Origin of the sequence: Dickeya aquatica (assembly GCF_900095885.1) — a bacterium.
Lineage (GTDB): Bacteria > Pseudomonadota > Gammaproteobacteria > Enterobacterales > Enterobacteriaceae > Dickeya > Dickeya aquatica.
In genome coordinates this window covers 96,363-119,347 of record NZ_LT615367.1, presented here as the reverse complement: position 1 = coordinate 119,347, position 22,985 = coordinate 96,363, and the positions used below count along the sequence as shown (strand labels likewise).

Annotated in this window: 21 protein-coding genes; 8 read left to right on the top strand and 13 right to left on the bottom strand. The window is 54.7% G+C overall.

Annotated features, from left to right (window positions below):
- Window positions 1-17: 17 nt before the first annotated feature.
- Entirely contained in the window at window positions 18-1,130 is a 1,113-nt protein-coding gene (locus DAQ1742_RS00510) for a branched-chain amino acid ABC transporter substrate-binding protein (RefSeq protein WP_035345097.1), read from the bottom strand.
- 401 nt (window positions 1,131-1,531) lie between these two features.
- On the opposite strand from DAQ1742_RS00510, the gene panM reads away from it, so the two are divergent.
- Window positions 1,532-1,951 carry an aspartate 1-decarboxylase autocleavage activator PanM gene (gene panM / locus DAQ1742_RS00505; RefSeq protein ID WP_035345099.1) on the top strand — a complete coding sequence of 140 codons (420 nt, stop codon included), beginning with the start codon at window positions 1,532-1,534 and terminating at the stop codon, window positions 1,949-1,951.
- Between the two features lie 132 nt (window positions 1,952-2,083).
- On the opposite strand, the gene rpoH is transcribed toward panM, so the two are convergent.
- From rpoH to ftsY, 4 genes are all read right to left on the bottom strand, one after another.
- Window positions 2,084-2,941: an RNA polymerase sigma factor RpoH gene (gene rpoH, locus DAQ1742_RS00500; protein ID WP_035345101.1), complete on the bottom strand. Its 858-nt coding sequence runs from the start codon at window positions 2,939-2,941 to the stop codon at window positions 2,084-2,086.
- A gap of 284 nt (window positions 2,942-3,225) precedes the next feature.
- Window positions 3,226-4,194 (bottom strand): permease-like cell division protein FtsX, encoded by a 969-nt coding sequence (gene ftsX / locus DAQ1742_RS00495; protein ID WP_035345104.1) that lies wholly within the window; start codon window positions 4,192-4,194, stop codon window positions 3,226-3,228.
- The gene (gene ftsE, locus DAQ1742_RS00490) at window positions 4,184-4,852 is read right to left on the bottom strand and encodes a cell division ATP-binding protein FtsE (protein WP_035345108.1); all 669 of its coding nucleotides are present in this window, start codon (window positions 4,850-4,852) and stop codon (window positions 4,184-4,186) included. The genes ftsX and ftsE overlap by 11 nt, the downstream gene beginning before the upstream one ends.
- A gap of 5 nt (window positions 4,853-4,857) precedes the next feature.
- Complete coding sequence (ftsY, locus tag DAQ1742_RS00485) at window positions 4,858-6,243, bottom strand: signal recognition particle-docking protein FtsY (protein ID WP_180706202.1); 1,386 nt, start codon at window positions 6,241-6,243, stop codon at window positions 4,858-4,860.
- 338 nt (window positions 6,244-6,581) lie between these two features.
- Here ftsY and rsmD point away from each other — a divergent pair, with 338 nt between their 5' ends.
- On the top strand, window positions 6,582-7,205 hold the full coding sequence (gene rsmD / locus DAQ1742_RS00480) for a 16S rRNA (guanine(966)-N(2))-methyltransferase (RefSeq protein ID WP_035345115.1): 624 nt from the start codon (window positions 6,582-6,584) through the stop codon (window positions 7,203-7,205).
- Window positions 7,195-7,476, top strand: a complete 282-nt coding sequence (locus tag DAQ1742_RS00475; RefSeq protein ID WP_035346419.1) for a DUF1145 family protein — start codon at window positions 7,195-7,197, stop codon at window positions 7,474-7,476. Before rsmD ends, DAQ1742_RS00475 begins: the two co-directional genes overlap by 11 nt.
- A 55-nt stretch (window positions 7,477-7,531) precedes the next feature.
- On the opposite strand, the gene DAQ1742_RS00470 is transcribed toward DAQ1742_RS00475, so the two are convergent.
- Window positions 7,532-7,852: a DUF1820 family protein gene (locus tag DAQ1742_RS00470; protein WP_035345117.1), complete on the bottom strand. Its 321-nt coding sequence runs from the start codon at window positions 7,850-7,852 to the stop codon at window positions 7,532-7,534.
- Between the two features lie 226 nt (window positions 7,853-8,078).
- Entirely contained in the window at window positions 8,079-8,324 is a 246-nt protein-coding gene (gene tusA, locus DAQ1742_RS00465; protein ID WP_035345120.1) for a sulfurtransferase TusA, read from the bottom strand.
- Window positions 8,325-8,531: 207 nt separating this feature from the next.
- Between tusA and DAQ1742_RS00460 the strand changes: the two genes are divergently transcribed.
- Together DAQ1742_RS00460 and DAQ1742_RS00455 are read left to right on the top strand one after the other, a co-directional pair.
- On the top strand, window positions 8,532-9,203 hold the full coding sequence (locus DAQ1742_RS00460; protein WP_035345122.1) for a 7-cyano-7-deazaguanine/7-aminomethyl-7-deazaguanine transporter: 672 nt from the start codon (window positions 8,532-8,534) through the stop codon (window positions 9,201-9,203).
- Window positions 9,204-9,457: 254 nt separating this feature from the next.
- Window positions 9,458-10,027: a DcrB family lipoprotein gene (locus DAQ1742_RS00455; RefSeq protein ID WP_035345124.1), complete on the top strand. Its 570-nt coding sequence runs from the start codon at window positions 9,458-9,460 to the stop codon at window positions 10,025-10,027.
- A 39-nt stretch (window positions 10,028-10,066) separates the two neighbouring features.
- Here DAQ1742_RS00455 and DAQ1742_RS00450 read toward each other — a convergent pair whose 3' ends face one another.
- Window positions 10,067-11,260 carry an MFS transporter gene (locus DAQ1742_RS00450; protein WP_035345127.1) on the bottom strand — a complete coding sequence of 398 codons (1,194 nt, stop codon included), beginning with the start codon at window positions 11,258-11,260 and terminating at the stop codon, window positions 10,067-10,069.
- A 140-nt stretch (window positions 11,261-11,400) separates the two neighbouring features.
- On the opposite strand from DAQ1742_RS00450, the gene yhjD reads away from it, so the two are divergent.
- The 3 genes from yhjD to kdgK all read left to right on the top strand — a co-directional run bounded on the left by yhjD (window position 11,401) and on the right by kdgK (window position 13,722).
- Complete coding sequence (gene yhjD / locus DAQ1742_RS00445; protein WP_083961115.1) at window positions 11,401-12,381, top strand: inner membrane protein YhjD; 981 nt, start codon at window positions 11,401-11,403, stop codon at window positions 12,379-12,381.
- A 22-nt stretch (window positions 12,382-12,403) separates the two neighbouring features.
- Window positions 12,404-12,607, top strand: a complete 204-nt coding sequence (locus DAQ1742_RS00440; protein WP_035345133.1) for a 2-hydroxymuconate tautomerase family protein — start codon at window positions 12,404-12,406, stop codon at window positions 12,605-12,607.
- Between the two features lie 182 nt (window positions 12,608-12,789).
- Window positions 12,790-13,722, top strand: a complete 933-nt coding sequence (gene kdgK / locus DAQ1742_RS00435; RefSeq protein ID WP_035345136.1) for a 2-dehydro-3-deoxygluconokinase — start codon at window positions 12,790-12,792, stop codon at window positions 13,720-13,722.
- A 97-nt stretch (window positions 13,723-13,819) separates the two neighbouring features.
- On the opposite strand, the gene DAQ1742_RS00430 is transcribed toward kdgK, so the two are convergent.
- The 5 genes from DAQ1742_RS00430 to DAQ1742_RS00410 all read right to left on the bottom strand — a co-directional run bounded on the left by DAQ1742_RS00430 (window position 13,820) and on the right by DAQ1742_RS00410 (window position 22,974).
- The gene (locus tag DAQ1742_RS00430; protein WP_035345139.1) at window positions 13,820-15,268 is read right to left on the bottom strand and encodes a M16 family metallopeptidase; all 1,449 of its coding nucleotides are present in this window, start codon (window positions 15,266-15,268) and stop codon (window positions 13,820-13,822) included.
- Between the two features lie 408 nt (window positions 15,269-15,676).
- Complete coding sequence (locus DAQ1742_RS00425) at window positions 15,677-16,963, bottom strand: dicarboxylate/amino acid:cation symporter (protein WP_035345142.1); 1,287 nt, start codon at window positions 16,961-16,963, stop codon at window positions 15,677-15,679.
- A gap of 419 nt (window positions 16,964-17,382) precedes the next feature.
- Window positions 17,383-18,384, bottom strand: coding sequence for a glycosyl hydrolase family 8 (locus DAQ1742_RS00420; protein WP_035345148.1), 1,002 nt, complete (start codon window positions 18,382-18,384; stop codon window positions 17,383-17,385).
- A 13-nt stretch (window positions 18,385-18,397) separates the two neighbouring features.
- On the bottom strand, window positions 18,398-18,874 hold the full coding sequence (bcsD, locus tag DAQ1742_RS00415; protein ID WP_035345151.1) for a cellulose biosynthesis protein BcsD: 477 nt from the start codon (window positions 18,872-18,874) through the stop codon (window positions 18,398-18,400).
- 2 nt (window positions 18,875-18,876) lie between these two features.
- The gene (locus DAQ1742_RS00410) at window positions 18,877-22,974 is read right to left on the bottom strand and encodes a cellulose biosynthesis protein BcsC (protein ID WP_180706201.1); all 4,098 of its coding nucleotides are present in this window, start codon (window positions 22,972-22,974) and stop codon (window positions 18,877-18,879) included.
- Between the last annotated feature and the right edge of the window lie 11 nt (window positions 22,975-22,985).

The following is a 22,985-nucleotide window of genomic DNA, read 5'->3' as shown; positions in this document are numbered from 1 at the left end:
AATGACTTCGCCGGAAATTATTTCGCCGGAGAAGACGTACCGTCTGCATGCCACTCAAATACGCCAAATTCAAACCCTTTCAGGTCACCTTTTTCGTCCCAGCTCAGTGGGCCCATCACCGTATCGACAGACTTGGCTTTCAAATCTGCTGCCAGCTTGGCTGACTCGGTGCTACCGGTGCGCTGCATTGCGGTGCTCAGCGACTGCAACGCGGCATAGGTGGTCCACACAAACGGGCCGGTCGGGTCGAGTTTTTTGGCTTTCAGCGCATCGACAATCGGCTGGTTAGCCGGAACCTGATCGTAGCGTTTCGGCAGTGTCACCAGCATGCCGTCAGAGGCGGCACCCGCGATGTTAGACAACGAGGAGTTACCCACGCCTTCCGGCCCCATGAATTTGGTGGTCAGACCGGCCGCCCGCGCCTGGCGCAGAATCTGGCCCATTTCCGGGTAATAACCGCCAAAGTAGACGAAATCCACGTTATCTTTTTTCAGGCGCGCCACCAGCGTGGAGAAATCTTTATCGCCCGCAGTAACACCTTCAAACATCACCACATTGCCATTGGCTTTTTTCAGGCTATCTTGCACGGCGCGCGCCAGCCCTTCACCATACTGCTGCTTGTCATGCACCACGGCGATACGCTGCGGTTTGATGTGCTCCAGAATGTATTTTGCGGCGGTCGGGCCCTGATCGGAATCCAGACCGGTGGTGCGCATAATCAGTTTGTAACCACGGGTGGTGAGATCCGGTGCCGTCGCGGCCGGGGTAATCATCAGCACACCTTCATCTTCATAGATGTCGGATGCAGGCTGGGTAGACGATGAGCACAGATGGCCAATCACATAGTGAATTCCTTCGTTAATCACTTTGTTGGCAACGGCTACCGCTTGTTTCGGGTCACAGGCATCATCAAATTCCACGCCTACCAGCTTATTGCCATTCACGCCGCCTTTGGCGTTGATATCCGCAATCGCCTGACGCGCACCGGTAAACTCCATATCGCCATACTGGGCCACCGGGCCAGACATCGCACCAACGATCGCGACTTTAATATCAGCCGCATTCACCGTATGGGTTGTTGCCGCTGCCAGACACGCCATCAGCAGCGCTTTACCTTTGCTTAATTTCATCCGTTTTACCCCATCTGTCATTTTTGGATATTGCTATAATTATTGGTATCAACCGTGATTACTCACACTTTTCTATAAGTAATAACGAGTTAGACTTTACTATAAGCAATAGTTTGTAATAAGGCTTTATTATTCATGATATTAAACAGGAGTTTTATGCTGTAAATCAACTGGGATTATCAGTAAAACACGGTGTAAACAGCATAAAATACCCCCGTTAAAAACCGATTTTTGATTTATAAATAGTCAGTTATGCTGGTTTTTACATTGCTGAATAATTAATTACTCGAAAAATTACTGACAGTGAAACCTTTTTCTCTGATAACCGTACAGAAAAAGTTACACAACCCTTTTTCTACAAGCTCACTACAATATTCTCACGCATCTACAGGAGCAGAAGTATGAGACTCACGGTTGAACGTCTTATCAAAATCAGCGCACAGGACAGGCATGATCTGGCATACATCTGGCCACACCAAAATTTTGATGCGCTGGAGCATGACCTCAATCATGAACACCGTCTGTTTGCTGCCCGTTTTAACGGCCATCTGCTGGCGGGGGTGATTGTCGAAATCGACAGTAACAGCGACAGCGCCGAGTTAACCGACCTGCAAGTCAGAAACTCAACGCGTCGCCACGGCGTGGGGAAATACCTGCTTGAAGAAGTGCTGCGTGCCTGCCCGGATGTCAAAGAGTGGTGGCTGGACGCGGCTGACCATGCACTGGTGAGTGAAGAGGTCATGGACAGGTTTATGCAATCCTGTGGCTTCTACCCGGTTTCAGGCGGCTGGGAATATATCGCGGGCCAGGAAGGGAAATGAACAGGGAAGAACGGTGGTGGCAGGCCGCAGAATATACGGCGATAGAAAATCCCTGGGCATAAAACAAAACGACCGGGAAGTCTGAGCTATCCCGGTCGTTTAGACGTTCTATCGTCTGCGAATGGCACGGCGTTACGCTTCGATAGCCGCCCGCAGTTTCTTCATGGCGTTCTTTTCTAACTGACGCACACGTTCAGCAGACACACCATAGTGATCGGCCAGTTCCTGCAACGTGGATTTATTGTCATCATCCAGCCAGCGGGCACGGATAATATGCTGGCTGCGCTCATCCAACCCTTCCAGAGCGTATGTCAGTTTATCCGCTGCGTGAGATTCCCAGTTATCCTCTTCAATGCCGTCGGCAAAATCAGAAGATTTATCCTGCAAATACAGCATCGGAGCCATCGGCTGATTCGACTGGGCTTCATCCTCGGGCGTCGGGTCGAAGGTCATGTCCTGCGCCGCCATGCGCGACTCCATCTCGCGCACATCTTTACTGGTCACACCCAGCTCACGCGCGACCAGCTCAACTTCATCCTGATTAAACCAGCCCAGGCGCTGCTTGGTTTTACGCAAATTGAAGAAAAGCTTGCGCTGTGCCTTGGTGGTCGCCACTTTGACGATGCGCCAGTTGCGCAGTACATACTCATGGATTTCCGCTTTAATCCAGTGCACCGCAAACGACACCAGACGTACACCGACATCGGGATTAAAGCGGCGCACCGCTTTCATCAGACCAATGTTGCCTTCCTGAATCAGGTCAGCCTGCGGCAGGCCGTATCCTGAATAATTACGGGCAACATGAATCACAAAACGCAGGTGTGAAAGAATCAGCTGCTTGGCGGCATCCAGATCCCCGTGATAATGCAGCCGTTCAGCCAGCGCCCGCTCTTCCTCCGCCGTCAGCATCGGATAGGCATTGGCGGCACGAATGTAGCCTTCCAGACTGCCTTGGGGAACTAAGGCGAAAGTATGCATATCTTTGGTCATTCCACCCCTCTCAATTCAACGAAAATGTCACTGTATCAGGCATGATTAAACAGCATAGCGATATTTGTTGCACTTTCTGTGCCGTTACCGGCATCTGTGCCCAAAAACAGCACCACCTCAACATTAGAGTGTGATGTGCTGCACAAGTTCCACTATTTTCATCCATCTTATTTTACATGGCAAGACGGGATGTTGTGGCAGGCAACAATGACGCAACCCCTTATGGAACGCGCCATTGCGGGAAAAGTATATCAGAAAACCATCTCCACAGAGGTAAACGGCGGTTACTGCGGTGTAAAACGGCGTAAATGTTGTACCGTGGCAAGCCAGGCGGCGATCCAGCCGATAATAATAGCAATCAGCACCAGCAACACGATTTCATCAAACCCCAAGCCATGCACAGCGAATGTGGTGCCAAATACAGCGGCCACCTGCGATACCGCACCTGAGAGCTTCCATACCAGCATTTGCGACAAAACAAGCGACATGATGGCACCACAGAAGCCCAGCAACGCCCCACCATTTAAAAACGGGCGCAGGATAAAACCATCCGTCGCACCGATAAGTTTCATCACGTTGATGGTTTCCCGACGGCTGAAAATAGTCAGTCGCACACTGTTGCCGATCACCAAAAATACGGCAGCCACCATCAGCACGCCGATTACCGTGGCAATTTGCCCGACCAATCCGGTAAGCGCCACCAGACGGGAGAACCAGCTATCATCAAGCCGCACATCATCCACCCCTGCAATCGCCTTGAGGCGATCGTGCAACGTGGTGAGCGTTTGTGTACTTTGAAAGCTGAGTTTCGGTGATACGACAGCCACCGCAGGCAACGGGTTTTCTTCGAGCATATCCAGCGCCCCGCCAAAGCCCGACCAGTTACGAAACTCGCCTAACGCCTCGGTGCGCGACAGGTAATTCACCTTATCGACGCCCTCTTCGGCTTTGATTTTCCCCAGCACCGCTTCGGCGGCATTGTCATCAAGAGACTTGTCCAGATACACCGTTAGCTGCGGCGTCGGATACCACTGTGCCGCCGCCTGGCTGACATTCTTCCACACCAGATAGCAGATGCTCGGCAGCGTCAGGGAGATGGCTATCACCATAATGGTCAATAACGTGGCCAGCGGCTGGCGCAGCATATCGCGCAGCGTATCGGCCCAGGCATAGCGCCACTGCTCTTGCCAGCCCCCTTGCAACGAGCGGCTTTTCGGGTGGCTCGCTCTTGATGCACGGCTCTTATTCGCCATGGTGACCTCCCAGGACACGGCCCTGTGATAACGTCAACACCCGATACTGTCGGCGGGCAATCAGCCCGGTGTCATGCGTTGCCATCAGCACCGTCACACCAACGCGGTTGAACTCCTCAAACAGACGTAAAATCCCCTCAGACAACGCATCATCCAGATTACCGGTCGGTTCATCCGCCAGCAGCACCACCGGTTTATTCACCACAGCACGGGCAATGCCGACCCGTTGCTGTTCCCCGCCGGACAACTGAATCGGATAATTGCGCGCTTTATCAAGCAGCCCGACTTTATCCAGCGCGGCCGACACCCGGCGGCGGATATCTTCCGTCGTCGCCCCCGAGATGATTAATGGCATCGCGACATTTTCGTACACGGTGCGATCCATCAACAGATGATGATCCTGAAAGATCATCCCTATCTGCCGACGCAGAAACGGCACTTCGCTTTTCCGCAGGCGACTAATATCGTGCCCGCCAAACAGGATATGACCAGCACTTGGGCGTTCAATGCCACAAATCAGCTTCAGCAGGGTGCTTTTCCCTGCGCCCGAGTGACCGGTCAGAAACACCATCTCAGCCGGGCGGATGTGAAAATCCACCCCTTGCAACGCCTGACGGCCGCCAAGATAGGCTTTGCTGACCTGCTCAAACCGAATCATCCGTTTTAATCCTCACGGGCAAACAAGGCTTCAATAAAATCGTCTGCCTTGAACGGCCTCAAATCATCAATACCTTCACCCACGCCAATGTAGCGAATGGGGATACCAAACTGGTCGGCAATGGCGAAAATCACCCCGCCTTTGGCGGTACCATCCAGTTTAGTCAACGTAATACCACTCAGCCCGACCGCTTCATTAAACAGTTTGGCCTGACTGACGGCATTCTGGCCGGTGCTGGCATCCAGCGTCAGCATGACTTCGTGCGGTGCATCTTCATCGAGCTTTTTCATCACGCGCACAATCTTTTTCAGCTCTTCCATCAGGTGTGATTTGTTTTGCAAACGTCCGGCGGTGTCAGCAATTAACACATCAACCCCACGCGCTTTGGCCGCCTGCAACGCATCAAAAATCACCGAGGCAGAATCCGCGCCCGTATGCTGTGCCACCACCGGCACATTATTGCGCTGACCCCAGACCTGCAACTGCTCAACGGCGGCGGCACGGAAGGTATCACCCGCCGCCAGCATCACCGACTTACCCTGCGCCTGATACTGACGCGCCAGCTTACCAATGGTGGTGGTTTTCCCCACACCATTGACCCCGACCATCAAAATAACAAACGGCGTTTTGCGCTCAATGTCGAGCGGCGCATCCACCTTCGCCAGAATCTCGCTCATCTCGGCTTTAAGCAGCGCAATCAGCGCTTCGGCATCTTTGAGCTGCTTACGGCTGGCATGTTCTGTCAGTTGGGCGATGATCTTGCGGGTGGTTTCCACCCCGACGTCCGCTATCAGCAGTTGCTCTTCGAGTTCATCAAATAAATCATCATCGATTTTCTTACCCCGGAACAACCCGACAAATCCGGAACCTAAATTCTGACGGGTTTTCACCAGGCTGCGTTTGAGGCGGGCGAAGAACCCCTCTTTGGTCGGGCGCTCTTGCTCTTGCATCGGCAGAGCCGCTTCAACCACTTCAACCGCGTCAACCACCGGGCAGCGGCGCAACCACGCTCTGCGCCGCGACGATTTCGGCGTCCTCAGCATCTGCCGGGGCTGGTGGCGTAGGCTCGGGCAGCGCTTCAGGTTGCTGTTGCGCCTGCGGCTCTTAAGGGGGGCTTTTTCCTGCGTGTGATGCGCCTGTACCTCAGGCGTTGGCTCGACAGGCTCGGACGCAGGGGCCACCGCGTCCTGCGGCGCAGTTACTGCAACGGGCGGCTCGGCGGAAAGGGCCGCTGTGTCGGGCTGTACCGACGCAACAGGCGTCACCTCATCGGCGGTTGATGCCTGTGCGGTTGGTGCCTGCGGTTGTTCTTGTGTCTTCTCTTCTGCCTTCTCTTCCTGACGACCTAAACCCAGCCAGGAAAAAAAACCGCGCTTTTTCTCTTTCGCCATTATGTAATTGCGCTCCTGCCACCCAGTGCGGCTAATCAATAACCATGTCAATAAACATGACTCCGGCGATACGCGTGCGACCGCCACGAGTCCAATAAAACAACGAGTTTAACACTTTCCCGCCGTCAGCAACACGCACCGCGCCACCGGGCACACAGACAATCTCCGTAACCAGGTGTGTCAGGCACCACGGCATAGGCCGGATTGGGCGCATTTTCTCGCGCCGCCTCCCATTAACTGCATCTTTACATTTGCCTGACAGGTTTGCGCCGTTAGAATAACGCCTTAAAAACCCGGCTCTCAGCTGCCGGTTTCCTCTTTTTGACAAATACAAGGTTATGGCAAAACATCAAGCGACATCCGCTCCCGGCCAAATCCGCATTATTGGCGGGCAGTGGCGCGGCAGAAAACTTCCCGTTCCAGATAGCCCCGGTCTGCGCCCGACCACCGACCGTGTACGCGAAACGCTGTTTAACTGGCTGGCTCCCGTTATCCAGCAATCACGCTGCCTCGACTGCTTCGCCGGTAGCGGCGCACTGGGGCTTGAAGCCTTATCGCGCTATGCCGCTCACGCAACACTGCTCGAATCAGAACGCAATGTCGCCCGACAGTTGACGCAAAATCTGTCACTGCTGCGAACGGGCAATGCTGAGGTGATCAACATCGACACACTGCAATGGCTAAACCAGCCTGTGGCCGGGCTGCCTTATGAGGTGGTGTTTCTCGACCCGCCCTTTCGTCGCGGCCTGCTGGATGACACGGTACAACGGCTGGAAAACGGCGGCTGGCTGGCACAGGAAGCCTGGATTTATATCGAAACGGAAGCAGAAAACCACACGCTGGCCCTGCCTTCAAACTGGACGCTGCACCGCGAGAAAACCGCCGGTCAGGTTTCTTATCGCCTTTATATCCGCCACGCATCTGATGCACTCACCGGGGGCCGTGATGAACATTTGGATTAATCTTGGCCGCCTGCTCATGCTGGGGATATGGAGCTTTCTCATCCTCAACCTGATTCACCCCTTTCCGCGCCCGCTGAATATCTTCATGGTGCTGGCGATGGGGTTCATGCTGTTGATGCATGGCGTACAATTTTTGCTGCTCAAAGCCAGCCAGCCGAAGGATGCCCCCGCGCTCAGCGGCATGCTGCAATTGCGCATTTTCCTGTTTGGGGTGTTTGAGTTGCTGGACTGGCAGCGCAAGCAACCTGCTACGCCACGTAAACCACGCTAATATCCGTCCCCCCGGATAACACGGCACGCCGTATTATCCGGGCTGGCGCTAAAGATCAGGGCTTCTTACCGGGCAAATAAGGGAACGGGGTCACATTGTCCCCCAGCTCAGAAATGCGGGCAATACCGCGTTCATTGACGGCATCAATACGAATAACGGCCTGCATCGGGATATAGCTGCGTCCAACCCCCGCAAACTCTGTCTTGAGTTTTTCCGTGGTCGGGTCAACCAGCAGAGCAGACGGGTTATCAAAAACGAAGTCAGCGATTTCAATAAATCCGAACAGACTGCTTTGTACCAGTTCGCGTACATACAGCTGATAATTTTTGCCGTTATTCATGAACTGAATGCGGTAAAGGACGGGCTCATTGCTCATTAATCGTTCGTCTCCTCCGGGGTCACCGGGTATCTGAGGGTGCCTGTGACAAATTCGGGCGTTACGATAGCATGAAGCCCGGCAGGTGGCAGCCCCTGACAGGCGGCCATCAGACACGAAGGCAAGCACGAGAAATACCGCCATCATCCGTGTTGCAGTTGTTCGTCGCCACCGGGCTCACCCCATAACGAATGAGCAGGATTTTCTCCCTGCATGGTGCTCTCTGTTACGCCCCTTTGCGCAACAGATAACGATAGGGCAGCGTTTCGGTTATTTGCGCCAGTAGCTCGTGCTCCATATAGCGGCAAAAGCCGGGAATATCACGGGTTGTTGCCGGATCATCGGCAATAATCAGCAGCGTTTGTCCGGTTTCCATCTGGCGTACCGTTTTGCGTACCATCATCACCGGTTCGGGGCAGCGTAACCCCTGGGCATCGAGTGTTCGATCCGGGTTAGCAAAAATATCGGTCATACAGGTTCTCGTTACGAATATCACAGGAATCGAGGGCTAATTAGTTTACCCATCAGGGCACGGGGTGCAACCAGCATGAACGCGCGGGGATTAGCCATTGCAAAGCCTTAACAACGCGGTATGATGCCGACACGTTAGCGTTAAAAGCACGCATAACGAGGCAATTTATCTGGGTTCCCTCACCCCAATAACCAAAAAGGTCATACTATGTTTCAGTTCACTGCACAACAGCGGCTGACAGCACTGTGCTGGCTGTCCCTCTTTCATATTTTGGTGATTATCTCCAGTAACTATCTGGTGCAATTACCGATTACGATTTTCGACTTTCATACTACCTGGGGCGCATTTACGTTCCCGTTTATTTTTCTGGCGTCGGATTTAACCGTGCGAATTTTCGGTGCGCCGCTGGCACGCCGCATTATTTTGACCGTGATGGTGCCAGCGCTGATCGCCTCTTATCTGTTCTCCTCGCTGTTCTACAAAGGCGAATGGCAAGGGCTGGCGGCGCTCGGTCAGGTCAACCCAATGGTCGCTCGCATTGCCATCGCCAGCCTGATGGCATACGTTTTAGGCCAGATTCTGGACGTCCAGGTTTTCAATCGCCTGCGCCAGCTTAAAGCCTGGTGGGCCGCCCCCGCAGCGTCGGCGATATTGGGCAACCTGAGTGATACGGTGGCATTCTTCTTTATCGCGTTTTATCGCAGCACCGACCCGTTCATGGCAACACACTGGATGGAAATCGCCAAGGTGGACTACTTCTTCAAAATAGCCATCAACCTGGTCTTTTTCCTGCCGATGTATGGCGTAGTGCTCAATATGCTGCTGCGTCGCCTGAGCCAGTCTGTTAGCGGTACGCCTTATCAGGATCAAACAGCCTGATCGCCGGTTTTAGTAAAACGGATTTCTCTGCCACCGTTCGCCAATACAACGGTTCTTCGCGACAACGTGGTGATTAGGAATAACCGGAAAATTGCCTGCCTTAAGCCTGATTCAGGGCTAAAACAAGTGTGTTGACAACAAAACGCTTGTTTTTATGCCCCGAATCAGGTGCCATAGCGCCACTTCTGCTTATGTTCATATGCTTGTGCTGATATTGCGTCAGTCTGTATTCGTAATGGAAAGAAAGGATACCCATGCCAAATTTAGCGAAATATCTCGGTATTGGTCTGCTGGCCGCCACCCTGGCCGCCTGCGATGGCAACAGTGACAAGAAAACCAGCGTACCGGCGGCAAAACCGGCAGCGGCGGCAGAGAATGCCACGTCACCCAACGTGTCCCTGCTCTCCGGCAAGCTGACATTCACGCTGCCTGATGGCCTGAGCGACCAAACCGGCAAACTGGGCAACCAGAAAAACAACATGCATGTTTATGCTGACCCAAGTGGTCAGAAAACCATTATTGTCATTGTCGCGGACGACACCCCGCTGGATCTGCCAACCTTTGGCCAGCGCATTGAAGAGCAGCAACGCGGGCGTGATGCCAGCGTGCAGGTGCTGAGTAATAAACCGGTCACCTTAAGCGGCCAGCAGGTACAGCAGTTTGACAGCGTGACCACCAACAACGGCCAGAAAGCCTTCTCTTCGATTGTGATGGCTAAAGTGGACAACCATTTGGTGACGCTGCAAATCGGCTTGCCTGCTGATAACCTGCCTCAGGCGCAGAGCGATGCAGGCAAGATAATTGCCAGCCTGAAACTGAATTAATGTGAACCATGAATGCGCTGCGCATGACGCGCAGGGCATTCATGCCGCTGTTCTGGCGCGATATAACTGCGCCGTCAGCAACAGCCCGATTAGCGAAAGCCCCGCAGCGGCCAGATAAATGGCATCGACACCGGTATAGGCAATCATGCCCCCGGCCACCGGCCCGACCACGCCAAGCGATAAATCGAGAAAAATGGTGTACGTTGCCAGCGCACTGCCCTGATTCTGTGCCGAAACGGCTTTAACCGCCACCACGCCCAGCGCGGGAAACACCAACGAAAAGCCGCCGCCAGCAAGCAATGCGCCGATTTGCACCATCAACGGATTGGCCGCCTGCCACACCAGCAACAGCCCCGTCCCTTCCACCACAAAACACACCAGCGCCACCCGCAAGCCACCGAATCGGTTGATGGCATTAGGAAAGAGTAATCGCGCACCAACAAACGCCACACTAAACAGACTCAGCGTGAACTCCGCGCCAGGCCAGTGTCGGCTGGCATAAAACAGCGTAATAAACGTGGAGATGACGCCAAACCCGGCAGAGGCCAGCGACAAAATCATGCCATATAACCAGACTTTACCCAGCACCTCGCGAAAAGGCAGTTTCTTACCCGGCGTCACCTTTACCACCGGGCGAGGCAAGGCCAGCGCGATGGCCAGCGCCGCCACCAGCATGATAACCAGCGCCAGTAGCCGCAACCCGCCCTGCTGGTATATCCACACACCAAGCGGCGCGCCAACGGCCATTGCGCCGTAAGTCGCCACGCCGTTCCACGAAATCACCCGGCCAATATGCCGTGAGCCGACAATGCCAACGCCCCACAGCGTTGCACCGGTTCCGGCAAAACTCTGCCCCACACCGAGGATCAAGCGCCCGACGCATAACAATATCAGGGCCAGCATCGGCGAGCTGTCATTCCAGGCCGCCAGCGCATAAAAGCCCCCGCTCAACAGTGCCCCTGCCAGCCCTAACACCACCACCTGTTTCGGGCCTTTTTCATCAGCGTGACGCCCGGCACGCGGGCGACTGAGTAAGGTGGAGAAGTATTGCAGGCTTATCACCAGCCCGGCCCAAAATGTGCTGAATCCCAGATATTCGTGGACGTACCCCGGTAATACCGCCAGCGGCAAACCAATATTCAGGTAGCTGGCAAAATTGAACATGACCACAGACATAATGCGTACATTCAGGCGTAATGCGCCAGGCGTCGTTTCTGGTGGTGTGACAGACATGGGGCGTTAACTCGCTTTACGGCCGCGTTAGCAGACCAACACGGCAACACGGGGTTGGTATTTGGTATTTTTCAGCCTAACACACTGCAACAGGATATTGGTTATAATCAACAGGATGAATCGCCGAGGAGAGCACGCCGTTGAAGCCAGACCGCCCACGCATTCACACCGGGCAAAACGCGCCACCCAGCGCAGCTCGCCCCGCTGTCAGGCCGCTGACCGGCTTTTGGCACCGTGTGTGTGCTGTTGCGGCCATTGCCCATTTCATTCGCGCCGGCGAGCGGTTTAATGACCGGATGGGCAACCAGTTCGGTGCCGCGATTACCTATTTTTCGTTTCTGTCATTGATTCCTATTCTGATGGTGTCATTCGCCTGCGCCGGGTTTGTGCTGGCCTCCAACCCTGACCTGCTTACCGGGCTTATCAACCGTATTGTGAACAGCATCAGCGACCCAAGTCTTGCACACACCCTGAAAGACACTGTCAATACTGCCGTGCGCCAGCGCACGACCGTCGGCATAACGGGTTTGCTGATGGCACTCTATTCCGGTGTCAACTGGATAGGCAACCTGCGTGAAGCGATTCTGGCGCAGTCACGAGACGTTTGGGAACGGCAGCCTCATGAAGAGGAAAAATTCTATCTGCGCTACTTTTGGGACTTCTTATCGCTCATAGGCCTGCTGCTGGCGCTGGTGATCACCCTGTTTTTAACCTCGGTGGCAGGTAGCGCACAGGCGCTTATCGTGCAGACGCTGGGCCTTGGGGGCGTGGGCTGGTTGCGCCCGGCGCTGACGCTTATCGCACTTTCTATCTCTATTTTTGCCAACTACCTGCTATTTTTATGGATTCTGTGGGTGCTGCCGCGCCATAAACCTCGCCGCACCCCGCTATTACGCGGTACGCTGATGGCCGCAGTTGGTTTTGAGGCGTTAAAGTTCGCGATGACGATGGCATTGCCGCAACTGGCCACCTCCCCCTCAGGGGCCGCCTTTGGTTCAGTGATAGGCCTGATGACATTTTTCTATTTTTTTGCCCGTCTGACGCTGTTTTGCGCCGCCTGGATAGCCACTGCGCTGCCTCAAAGCACAACAGATAAACCGGTGCCGCTTACGCGCACCTGACCCCGACACCACAGGAGCCAGCATGCCTTTTGTTAACATTCGTATCACTAAAGACGGCGCAACCGCCGAGCAAAAACAGCAGTTAATCGCGGGAGTCACCCAGCTATTGGTCGATACACTGGGTAAAAACCCGGCGACAACCGTGGTGATTATCGATGAGGTGGAAACCGATAACTGGGGAATTGCCGGAGAAAGCGTGACAACCCGGCGGCAAAAAGGGTTATAAGGGCAAAGATCGCGCTCAAATAGCAACCTGCCGTTCAGGAGAGGGATTACCACAGGTTTTCCCGATCCATATCATGAAAAAATAAAACATCGTTTCATCACTATTGACTACGCGCCATGTAATGTTGAGACTGGCGCTAATTTCCACTTACATCCCCATCTCTTTTTTACAGGTCAGCGGTCATGACGACGAAGAACATTGCGATTATTGGCGAATGCATGATTGAACTGTCACAGAAAGGCACGGATCTCAACCGTGGCTTCGGTGGCGATACCCTCAACACAGCGGTTTACCTTTCCCGTCAGGTAAAGGCTGACGCGCTTGGCGTGCACTATGTCACCGCACTGGGCACCGACTCGTTTAGCAGCGAAATGCTGGCTATCTGGCAGAAGGAAGGGGTAAAAACCGACCTGACGCAACGTCTGGACAATAAACTGCCGGGGTTATATTTCATCGAAACCGATGCCAGCGGCGAGCGCACATTCTACTACTGGCGTAATGATGCCGCCGCCCGCTACTGGCTGGAAAGCGCAGAGGCTGACGCCGTTAGCCAGCAACTGGCGAAATTTGATTATCTGTACCTGAGCGGTATCAGTCTTGCCATTCTGAATGCCGCCAGCCGCGAGCGCCTGCTGGCCGTGCTGCGCGCGTGCCGCGCCAACGGCGGTAAAGTGATTTTCGACAACAACTACCGCCCACGCCTGTGGCAGAGCAAAGAAGAAACCCGGCAAGCGTACAGCGACATTCTGGCCTGTACCGATATCGCGTTCCTGACGCTCGATGATGAAGACATGCTGTGGGGCGAGTTGCCGATAGAGGACGTACTGGCGCGCACTCACGGCGCTGGCGTGACCGAAGTGGTTATCAAACGCGGTGCGGATGCGTGTCTGGTTTCCATTCAGGGCGAAGCCTTGCAGGAAATCCCGGCCATCAAGCTGCCCAAAGAGAGCGTTGTCGATACTACCGCCGCAGGCGATTCGTTCAGCGCAGGCTACCTGTCAGTCCGTCTTAACGGCGGCAGCGCCGCAGACGCTGCAAAACGCGGGCATTTGACCGCCAGCACAGTGATTCAATATCGCGGCGCGATTATTCCACTGGACGCGATGCCAGCGTAAGTTAAGAAATCCCGTCAGGCTTTCTGCCCAGAGAGCCTGAAAACGAAAACGCCGGTTAAGTGATACACGCTTAACCGGCGTTTTTACTGTGGCGGCACTACGGTGTTGCTGGCGCAGCGCTGTCTTGTTTCATCAACTCTGAATAAGTTTCCTGCAACGCTTTCATGTTCGCCTCGGGTTCCCCCTGCGGTTGCAGCATAATGAGCGTGGCATCCTGGGACAATTGCTGATGCAGTTCCTGATTAAGCCGCTCCAGCGTCAGCGATGCCAGATAATTCTGACGCAGTTTTTGGTATTGCTCCGGTGCAATATCCACCACGCCATTCTTCTGAGAACGCAGGCGCTGATCGATCAAAATATCGGTACTGGTGCGCGCATAAGTCGCAAACAGTTTACTCAGTTCTTCTGTCTTGCGAGCCATTAACGTCTCAAACTCTGCGGCTGACAGCCCCTTATCACGCAAGGTGCGCAGCTCTTTACCGAGGAAGGTCACGCCCGCCAGCGCAGACTCGCTGGTGACATTATCGAGATGGATGGCGCACTGGGCGCGGCCATACACCACATTGCAGTCAAAACGGACATTGGTTTCCTTGAGCGGGCTTTTACCCAGCGACTGCTGGACATGCCAGAACAACGCTTCACGCGCCACATCACTTTGCCAGTAACGGGCCAGCGCCTGCGAATCGCGGATCGGCTGCCACGGCATATCCCACACCAGCGACAACGTATCCTGTTTAATGCTGCTATCCATCAGGCTAATCGGCGCAGAAGGCATCGCCGACAGCACCGGCAAGGGAGAAGGCGTTCCCCGTTTGCCCTGAAGCGGCGAAAACGCTTTTTCGATCTGCTCGCCTATCATACGGCTGTCCACATTACCTGCGATATACAGCGTCATGGCATCCGGCGTGTACCAGGTTTTGTAGTATTTACTCACCTGCTCCGCGGTTGCCGAGGCTTTCAGTGGCTGCCCTGGCGCAAACGACAACAAGGATGAGCCTTTCAGGCGATAGCGCCAGGAGGTGTCCTGCGGGTTGGTGGGCGCAGTGGCTACCGGATCTATCATCTTCGTGGCTGCGGCAATACGCTTCTCATTAATTGGCAATTTTCCCGCCGTCTCTGCCAGCCAGCTCAAGGCTTCTTTTAACAGATCTGGCCGGTTATTCGGCAGGCTCAGGTTGTAAGACGTGAAATCATAAGAGGTTGTTGCCGGTGGTAGTGGCCGGATTTCACTCTCGGACTGCTGCCACATTGAAGGCAACTGAGCCGCAGAAAACGTATCACGCGGCAGTAATGCCAGACGTGGAATAAGATGAGAGAACCCCGTTTGCTGCGTACTTTCCGTCAGCGAGCCGGTGTTAACCATTAAACGCAGCTCGATGCGATCACTCGGACGCTGGGGGGTCGAAAGCAGTTGCCAGTTAAAGCCGTTATCCAGCTTACCCTGTTGCCACGCGGGATCGGGTTGTAGTGCTTCAGCCTGCACGTTACCAGCAACCAGCGCCAGCAACACGCCACCAACGAAAAGACCAGATTTGGTGCCCTGCATGTGAACCCCTACTTTAATCACTATCCAATACGATGTTTTTGTGAATTCGGACGGCCTTATCCTGCCGTCTGACGTGTTATACCCCAAGTCACTTACATTACAGAAAGACAACACCCTGACGAGGAACCCGATGCCGAATACATAACAAACCGGTGCCCGCAAAGGCCGTCAACGCGCCTGCAAGGTAAACTATGACGGGTATGTTCGCCACACTCTTTCGCCACGCAATAAAGAGAGGCGAAGTGTACCACCCCGTTAGACAGCGTGCTTTCGTCTATGTCACTCAACAGCGTGAAATAAGAGTAAAAAAAATCGGCGGCGAACAAATTTAGCACAGAATGAATGAAAAACACCCACCGTTCGCCAGACGAACGGTGGGTGAGGCAAGCGTCAACAACCGCTATCTAATCAGGAGGGACGGGACGGGGCGACAGCATCGCCATCGCGGCCAGACAGCACGTTATCCATCTTATTGCTGTCGAGTTGCTTACACCATTTGGCAACCACGACGGTGGCCACACCGTTACCCACAAGGTTGGTCAGGGCGCGGGCCTCGGACATAAAGCGGTCGATACCCAGAATCAGCGCCAGACCGGCAATCGGCAAATGACCGACGGCTGAAATCGTTGCCGCCAGAACGATAAACCCGCTACCTGTGACACCCGCGGCACCTTTAGAAGAGAGCAGTAACACAACCAGCAGCGTTATCTGATGCCAGATATCCATGTGGCTGTTGGTTGCCTGGGCGATAAACACCGCGGCCATCGTCAGGTAAATAGACGTACCATCAAGGTTGAACGAATAGCCGGTCGGAATGACCAAGCCCACGACCGATTTTTTACAGCCCAGTTTTTCCATCTTCTCCAGCATACGCGGCAGCGCAGACTCAGAAGATGATGTCCCCAGCACGATCAGCAACTCTTCACGGATGTAGCGAATAAACTTGAAGATACTAAAACCGGTGGCTCTGGCAATAGAACCCAGCACCAGTACCACAAACAGAATACAGGTAATGTAGAAGCAGATAATCAACTGCCCGAGCTGTATCAGCGTACCCACACCGTATTTACCGATGGTGAACGCCATGGCACCAAACGCCCCCAGCGGAGCCAGACGCATAATCATGTTGATGATGCCAAACACCACTCTGGAGAAGCTGTCTATCACATCAAAAATCAGCGCGCCCTTCTCACCGAGGTGATGCAGCGCAAAACCAAACATCACGGCAAACAGCAGCACCTGCAAAATATTGCCGCTGGCAAACGCCCCAATCACGCTGGAAGGAATAACATCCATCAGGAACGGCACCACACCCTGCTTACCGGCTTCAGTGGCATAATTGGCCACTGCCGCCGCATTCAAGGATGACGGGTCAACGTTCATCCCCACGCCCGGCTGTAAAACGTTAACGACCACCAGCCCAATGATAAGCGCCAGTGTACTGACAATTTCAAAGTAGAGCAGCGCGACAGCACCCGTACGGCCGACGGCTTTCATGCTTTCCATGCCGGCAATACCAGTGACGACGGTACAGAAGATGACGGGCGCAATCACCATTTTGATGAGTTTTACGAATCCATCGCCCAGAGGCTGCATCTGCTGCCCCAGTGCCGGGTAGAAGTGACCCAACAATATCCCAACAGTAATCGCTAAAAGAACTTGAAAATAAAGGCTTTTGAATATTGATGTTTTCATAGTGTGACGTCCTTTGATGGAAAAACACACGGAGGACAAAGAACGAAAAGTTGCCGCCTGTGCTTGCGCCGGAAAATAACACCCCGATAACAGGCCGGATACTTTTATAACTTTAGTTTGTGAACATCAGGTTAAAAACAAGAGCTGAATCGCTTCAACCAAATCATATTTAAAACATTAAATTAATTTATAAGCAACATCACCCCGAAAGAGACGGCGATCATTCCCCGAAAGCGCGCTCCGTTAAGCTATTCTGCGCGGATTCATAAGCATCGTTTGTGAATAAGATCACAAGTAACAATTTAGTTAACGGCGGGTAAAATATTGCATCAACACACGCTGGCACAGGTAATGCCAGCGGCAGGAGGCGGCGAGGCAACTCCTTCGCCGTACTTATCTGGCGCATTGAAGCGCCATTCTTATCTGCTGTTTTTGGCCAACAGAGCAAGCAAATGCAGGCTGGATGAATAGTAATCTTCTGAGGGGCCCAAATCGCTCTCAATGCCTGCCAGATTGCCCATCGTCAGATCGCGTACCGCCAGCAACCCACCCTGCATCGCGTAAGGCGCGACATTGCTATTCAGCACATCAATCCAGGCCGGAGTGCTAAGGCGGGCATAATTGCGCCAGTAGAGCTGGAACGGCACCAGCGCCGTGGTTTTCGCATCATACCAGTACAGGTAGAGCGGAATGCGGATGGCGTCATAACTAAAGCGTGACGGCCAGGCGGTCGCCGGGGCCATCGAGCCATCGGCATTCAGTGCCACCCAGTCTGTCGGCAGACCGACTGAGCCAAATCGCATATCGCCAACCAGCGATAAACCGTCATCGATCAACTGCCGCCACACTTGCAGGTGGCTGCGATTGGCAAAATCACGCCAGGCCGGGAATAAAAAGTAGGAAGGATTGAGAATGACATAGCTGTTTTTATTAAAGCCATACGCCCCCGGTAACATGACGGTGCGCCCGGCAAATTGCAGCACATTGCCCGCCAGAATGGCTTTTTGAATACTGTCCGAGGCTTGCAGATATTCGGCGTTCTGCCATGTTGTACCGGCTTTTAACAACGCCCAGGCTATCAGTACGTCACCGTCCGAGGCGTTGTTTTTATCGGCTACCGGCGTGGTGGATGCCGGATCATAGCGCCAGTAAAACAGGCCGCTGGTGTTATTTTTAAGATTCGCCCGCGTCCAGTTCCACAGATTATCAAACGCAACCCGATCGCCGTATTGTACCGCCATCAGCATGGCGAACCCCTGACCTTCGGTATGGCTGATGTTTTTATTGCCGGTATCCATTACCCGCCCTTCCGGCGTCATAAAACGGCTTTTATAGCTTTCCCAACCGGTTGCTGCACTTGCCGAGGCACTCAACCACACCATCAACACCCATACCCAGCCACGCCATATTGGCTTTACCATGACATCTCCCGTTTCAGCGCATTTCGCCGTGGTAATGAAATACCAGGCCAGACTCGCTGTTAATCCCTTCACAAGACAACACGACATGCTCGGCCCCGCCTTGCTCACGCAACCAGCGACCGTAGACACCTTGTAGCACCGCGGCCATCGACATCCGCCAGCGGGCACCCCGCCCTTCCCCTACCGGTTCAGGGAGCGCCAGATGATGAATTTCAAGCCGGGTTTCACGCGGCTGCAAGTCAACACAGCCCCAGTCAAACAACGACAACACCCGGTTCATTTCTCGCTCCAGATCCATCACCGTTTCAGCCTGCGCAAGCGGATAACGCCCCGCCAGTTGAATCCCCATCTGGCGCAAAAACGCCAGCCCGTCCTGTTCACCGGCGTTATCCATCATGCCATCAATAATGACCCCGAGCAGATCCGCCCAGCCGGGTGGCAATTGTTGCTGGCGATAATAATTCAGCGCATGTTGCGGTAATTCCATCATGCTTATTTGCCTCCCAGCCCATAGCGGAAATAGAGTTGACCGGTGGTTTCATTATAGTTGCCAAAGGTGTCATAACCCATCTGCCCGCCTACGGTAATATCTTTGGTCACGCGGTAATCCGCTCCAACATGCACGTTATAGCCAACACCGCTCTTGCTATCACTGGCATAATGCGACTCTTTGGCAAACCCGTTGGTCACCGCATTATCCAGAAATGCCTGCCAGTCCGGGTTATTCGGGAAATAATCGCTCTTATCGCGCGTATAGGACTGATAGCCCACAGAAACACCCGCCTTAATATTCAGGTCATCGTATCGTTGGCTCCACTCGATGGGCACGGAAACCGACACATAATTCTGCGGGCTAAAATAGCCGCCCTGACCGTAGCTGTAATAACTCAGGTTCTTGTCAAAATCCATCCAGCTCAGACTGATGCCGGTTTTCAACTCGCGGTCACGATCGTGTACCGGGCGAATATAGGCACCGGCATTCGCCATCAATGCCCGGTTGCTTTTAACATTCTCACCAAGATAGCTGTAGGCTCCGCCACCACCATAGAAGCCGACATCGCCGTTATCATAGCTCAGTAACACGTTACCGCCATTCTTGGTGACTTGCCCCCAGCGCTGGCCGCTAAACGCCTCTTTGCTGCCAACATAAGAGAGCAGGCTATCCGTCACCGCGCGGCGCTCGCCTGTCACCACCAGCGTAAGAAAGTCCGTCAGTTTTGGCGACCACTGCACCCCACCGACCAGCGTGTTCAGCTCCTGGCCAAGCGGCGTGCTGCCGAAATCCAGTTTGTAGTTTTTGCCGATCAACGCCAGATTCAGCTCAACGCCGGAGGCTTTTTGGGTATCTGTTGCGCTGGAGCTTGCGGTATTAACATTCGGCTTATTCGACGAGGCCAGAAGATAGTTTCGAATCGCGGTATTACCGTTAAGTGCCGTCAGATTGGCTTGCCCCTGAGTGGTCAAAGGATTCAAGGTGTCAAAATTAATGGTATTTACAGTTGCAGGATCAATATTCTGACTGCGTAACAAGGTAGCGAATGCAGACGTATTACCGCTGGCAAGCTGCGCCTGCATGTTACGAATCTCTGCATTGATTGTGTCAACCATACCTTGTACCGCCTGCGCCCCGGCACCGGCACCGTAACGCCGATAGGCATCGCCGCTGGCACTGCCAGAGTTCATGGTCATTGGCGTCACGCTAAAATTGATGCGGGTATCGCTAAACGAGCTGCTCGACCAGGTCAGCGGCGCTTTGGCTTCGGTCAGGCGGCTCAGGCCGGACTCCCCATCACGGGATCGCACCTGCACGCCGCCCTGTAGCCAGCCGCCGCTGTCGCGCTCCAAATCATCCATCATTGGTGTTGATTTGGTTAAGCGTCGCAGCCTGTTGTTGGGTGGTGGCGGATACCACCACCGCAGTGTCGCCAATGGCGACACTGCGGTGGTGGTATCCGCCACCACCGCAGTGTCGCCAATGGCGACACTGCCGCGTTGCTGCCACGGCAGCACACGGCCGTAAGAAGACGCAGTCTGGCTCGTGCCCGCGGCACTCGCACGATGAATAAACGGGTTATCCGCCATCGCCAACCCGCCAATTGTCGTGGCCTTGCCGGATGCGACGCCATCCAGTCCCACCGCTTTAGCGCGGGCAGAACGCAAATAGGCTAGTGCCTGATCGCGGTTGCCCTGCGCATCAGCAAGCCGCGCCAGCAGCAAGAGTCGATCCGGCGTTGGCTCACCCTGTAAACCGGCCGACAGCGTATGGGCTTTCGCCACATCATTGCGGGCCAGTGCCATATTAATGGCTCCGACGCGGGCTTCCTGCGTCGGCGAATCATGCGACAGCAGATAGTCATACACATCGGCAGCTTCTTTATTCATCTTGCTCGACTGATAGAGCCGCGCCATAGCAAACATCAAATCGGTGTTTTTCGGTGAGCGCTGCAACGCCCGCGCCAGCGTGTCGTAAGCCTGAGCATATTGCTGGTTTTCACGCAGACGGTCAGCATCACGAATGACAAAACCGGTGCGTAAATCATCAAGCTGGGCGGCGGTGCTGCGTGCCACCAGTTCAGGGCGATTGAGCCACGATTGCGCCTCATCGCTCAGCCCGGCCTGATTGAGTACGCCAATCTGGGCGGCATAATCACCGGCATTGCCCTGCACGCCACGCTGCATGTTGTTACGCACGACAGAAACCGCTGCCGGTGTCTCCCCGGCGGCCGCCAGCGATTGCGCGAGCTTACCGGCATCGACCGGATTCTCGGGCGGTGTTGCCGACAATGCCCTTAATGTATTGGCCGCTGCGGCATTTTCCCCGCGAGACAGGTACGTCTGCGCGGTGGCCATCTGGAGATTGAAATTCACCCGGCGCGCCAGCGCACGCGTCTCTTCGTTCTGGTTGTGAGCCGGAATACGCGCAAGCAGTGTGCTGGCTTGTTGCCAGGCGCTGTTTTCACTGGCAAACAGCGCAGCCGCGTATAAATCATCCGCACTGGCCGCAGGCCGAAATAACGGCTGCATCAGCGCGGTGGCTTCAGCGGTATTGCCCTGCTGCTGGTAAATCCGCGCCAGATCAAGCCTGAGCCAGCCGTCATTAGGGAAACGCGCAATCCCTTGTTGCAACAGTGCGATGGCACGCGCCCTGTCGCCGGCTGCCAGCGCCTGCTGCGCCTCTTTACGCACCGGCGAGCTGGTCACGACCACGGCCGGACGCGGTGTCATACTCTGGCGCACGCTTTCAGGCAGTGCGGAAAACAGGGTATTGGCCTCTGCGCTGCGGTTTTGCTCTCGCAACACATAAAACAGGCCTTCTTTGGCGCTGCGGTTATCTGCATCGGCTTGCAGAATGTCGCGGTACAACCGTTCAGCCTGGGCAAAATTATTGGTACGGCGCAGCACATCGGCGCGGAACAGTTTTGCCGCCAGTCCCTTCTCCCCGCTGGCCTGAACCAAGGGTTCGCTTATCGCCAGCGCCTGGGTGGTATCACCGTTTTTCATGGCTTGCTGGGCGGAGGCGAGCTGGGCATAGAAACGGGCATCCTCCGCCTGCTGCTGACGCTGGGCGCTGTTTTCACCGCCCTGACGCGCCGCACGCTCCAGATACGCCGCGGCGGAGGCAAAATCGCCGCGGCGCTGGGCGGCGTAACCCATGCCCGCCAGCGCATCCGCATCTTGCGGATTGGCTTTCAATACCTGATCAAACGCCGTCTGGGCGCTGGAAATATCGCCGCTATTGAGTGCGGTAAACCCTTTGTCTTTTTCTGCACCACCGACGTTTTTACGGTAGTAATCCATGACCGCCGAATCCTGCGGATGACGCTGCTGATAAAGCTGATACAACGACGCATCGTCACTTTTGGGCGACAACCACAGCAGGGCCTGACGCATCGACTGATCGGCATCTGCACTACCGGAAGCCAGCCCGCTTAATATCTGCAATCCTTCACGCCGGGTCGGCTCCTGATAGGTGAGTGCTTTGCCAAGCGCCACGCTGGCATTGGTGTCTTGCGGGTGGGCGGCGACAAATTCCCGCAGGTGGTCAACCGCCTGCGGCAACAAGGTGCGATCGCCTGCCATCGTCAGATAATATTCTGCCGCAATGCTGGCGGGCGGCTGTGCGCCGCTAAACAGGTTGCGCCAGGTCTGTAATGAAGCGCTGATGTTGCCGCTGCGCGCCTGCTGACGCGCCAGTGCCAGCTGCGCCTGCGGCACGGTAGCCGCCTGCCGCGCATTATCCAGTGCCTGTAAACGCGAGTCTTGCGGCGAGGCTTTACTGAGCCGCTCACGCCACTTTGCCGCTTCCGTATTGTCACCGTTGTTTTGCGCGTACAACGCCATCAAATACAGCGCCTGCGTATTGTTGGCATCCACCATCAGGATTTTCTGCAACGCATCGCGAGCCAGATCATCATGAGAACGCTGGTGCCAGTAATCGGCCTGATCAAACAACGCCTGTAGCGCCGGGTTTGTCTGGGCGGCCAGTGCCGGGGTCAAGAACACGCCCCCCATCACCGCTGCCGTGCTTATCATCACCGAGGTAAACGCGCACGCCTGACGAATTCGGGCCGTTAATGTCGTAATCTTCATAAGTGGCTCGC

Coding starts and splice junctions, on each gene's coding strand:
- DAQ1742_RS00510 (WP_035345097.1), bottom strand. CDS start 1,130: ATGAAATTAAGCAAAGGTAAAGCGCTGCTGATGGCGTGTCTGGCAGCG.
- panM (WP_035345099.1), top strand. CDS start 1,532: ATGAGACTCACGGTTGAACGTCTTATCAAAATCAGCGCACAGGACAGG.
- rpoH (WP_035345101.1), bottom strand. CDS start 2,941: ATGACCAAAGATATGCATACTTTCGCCTTAGTTCCCCAAGGCAGTCTG.
- ftsX (WP_035345104.1), bottom strand. CDS start 4,194: ATGGCGAATAAGAGCCGTGCATCAAGAGCGAGCCACCCGAAAAGCCGC.
- ftsE (WP_035345108.1), bottom strand. CDS start 4,852: ATGATTCGGTTTGAGCAGGTCAGCAAAGCCTATCTTGGCGGCCGTCAG.
- ftsY (WP_180706202.1), bottom strand. CDS start 6,243: ATGGCGAAAGAGAAAAAGCGCGGTTTTTTTTCCTGGCTGGGTTTAGGT.
- rsmD (WP_035345115.1), top strand. CDS start 6,582: ATGGCAAAACATCAAGCGACATCCGCTCCCGGCCAAATCCGCATTATT.
- DAQ1742_RS00470 (WP_035345117.1), bottom strand. CDS start 7,852: ATGAGCAATGAGCCCGTCCTTTACCGCATTCAGTTCATGAATAACGGC.
- tusA (WP_035345120.1), bottom strand. CDS start 8,324: ATGACCGATATTTTTGCTAACCCGGATCGAACACTCGATGCCCAGGGG.
- DAQ1742_RS00460 (WP_035345122.1), top strand. CDS start 8,532: ATGTTTCAGTTCACTGCACAACAGCGGCTGACAGCACTGTGCTGGCTG.
- DAQ1742_RS00455 (WP_035345124.1), top strand. CDS start 9,458: ATGCCAAATTTAGCGAAATATCTCGGTATTGGTCTGCTGGCCGCCACC.
- DAQ1742_RS00450 (WP_035345127.1), bottom strand. CDS start 11,260: ATGTCTGTCACACCACCAGAAACGACGCCTGGCGCATTACGCCTGAAT.
- DAQ1742_RS00440 (WP_035345133.1), top strand. CDS start 12,404: ATGCCTTTTGTTAACATTCGTATCACTAAAGACGGCGCAACCGCCGAG.
- kdgK (WP_035345136.1), top strand. CDS start 12,790: ATGACGACGAAGAACATTGCGATTATTGGCGAATGCATGATTGAACTG.
- DAQ1742_RS00430 (WP_035345139.1), bottom strand. CDS start 15,268: ATGCAGGGCACCAAATCTGGTCTTTTCGTTGGTGGCGTGTTGCTGGCG.
- DAQ1742_RS00425 (WP_035345142.1), bottom strand. CDS start 16,963: ATGAAAACATCAATATTCAAAAGCCTTTATTTTCAAGTTCTTTTAGCG.
- DAQ1742_RS00420 (WP_035345148.1), bottom strand. CDS start 18,384: ATGGTAAAGCCAATATGGCGTGGCTGGGTATGGGTGTTGATGGTGTGG.
- bcsD (WP_035345151.1), bottom strand. CDS start 18,874: ATGATGGAATTACCGCAACATGCGCTGAATTATTATCGCCAGCAACAA.
- DAQ1742_RS00410 (WP_180706201.1), bottom strand. CDS start 22,974: ATGAAGATTACGACATTAACGGCCCGAATTCGTCAGGCGTGCGCGTTT.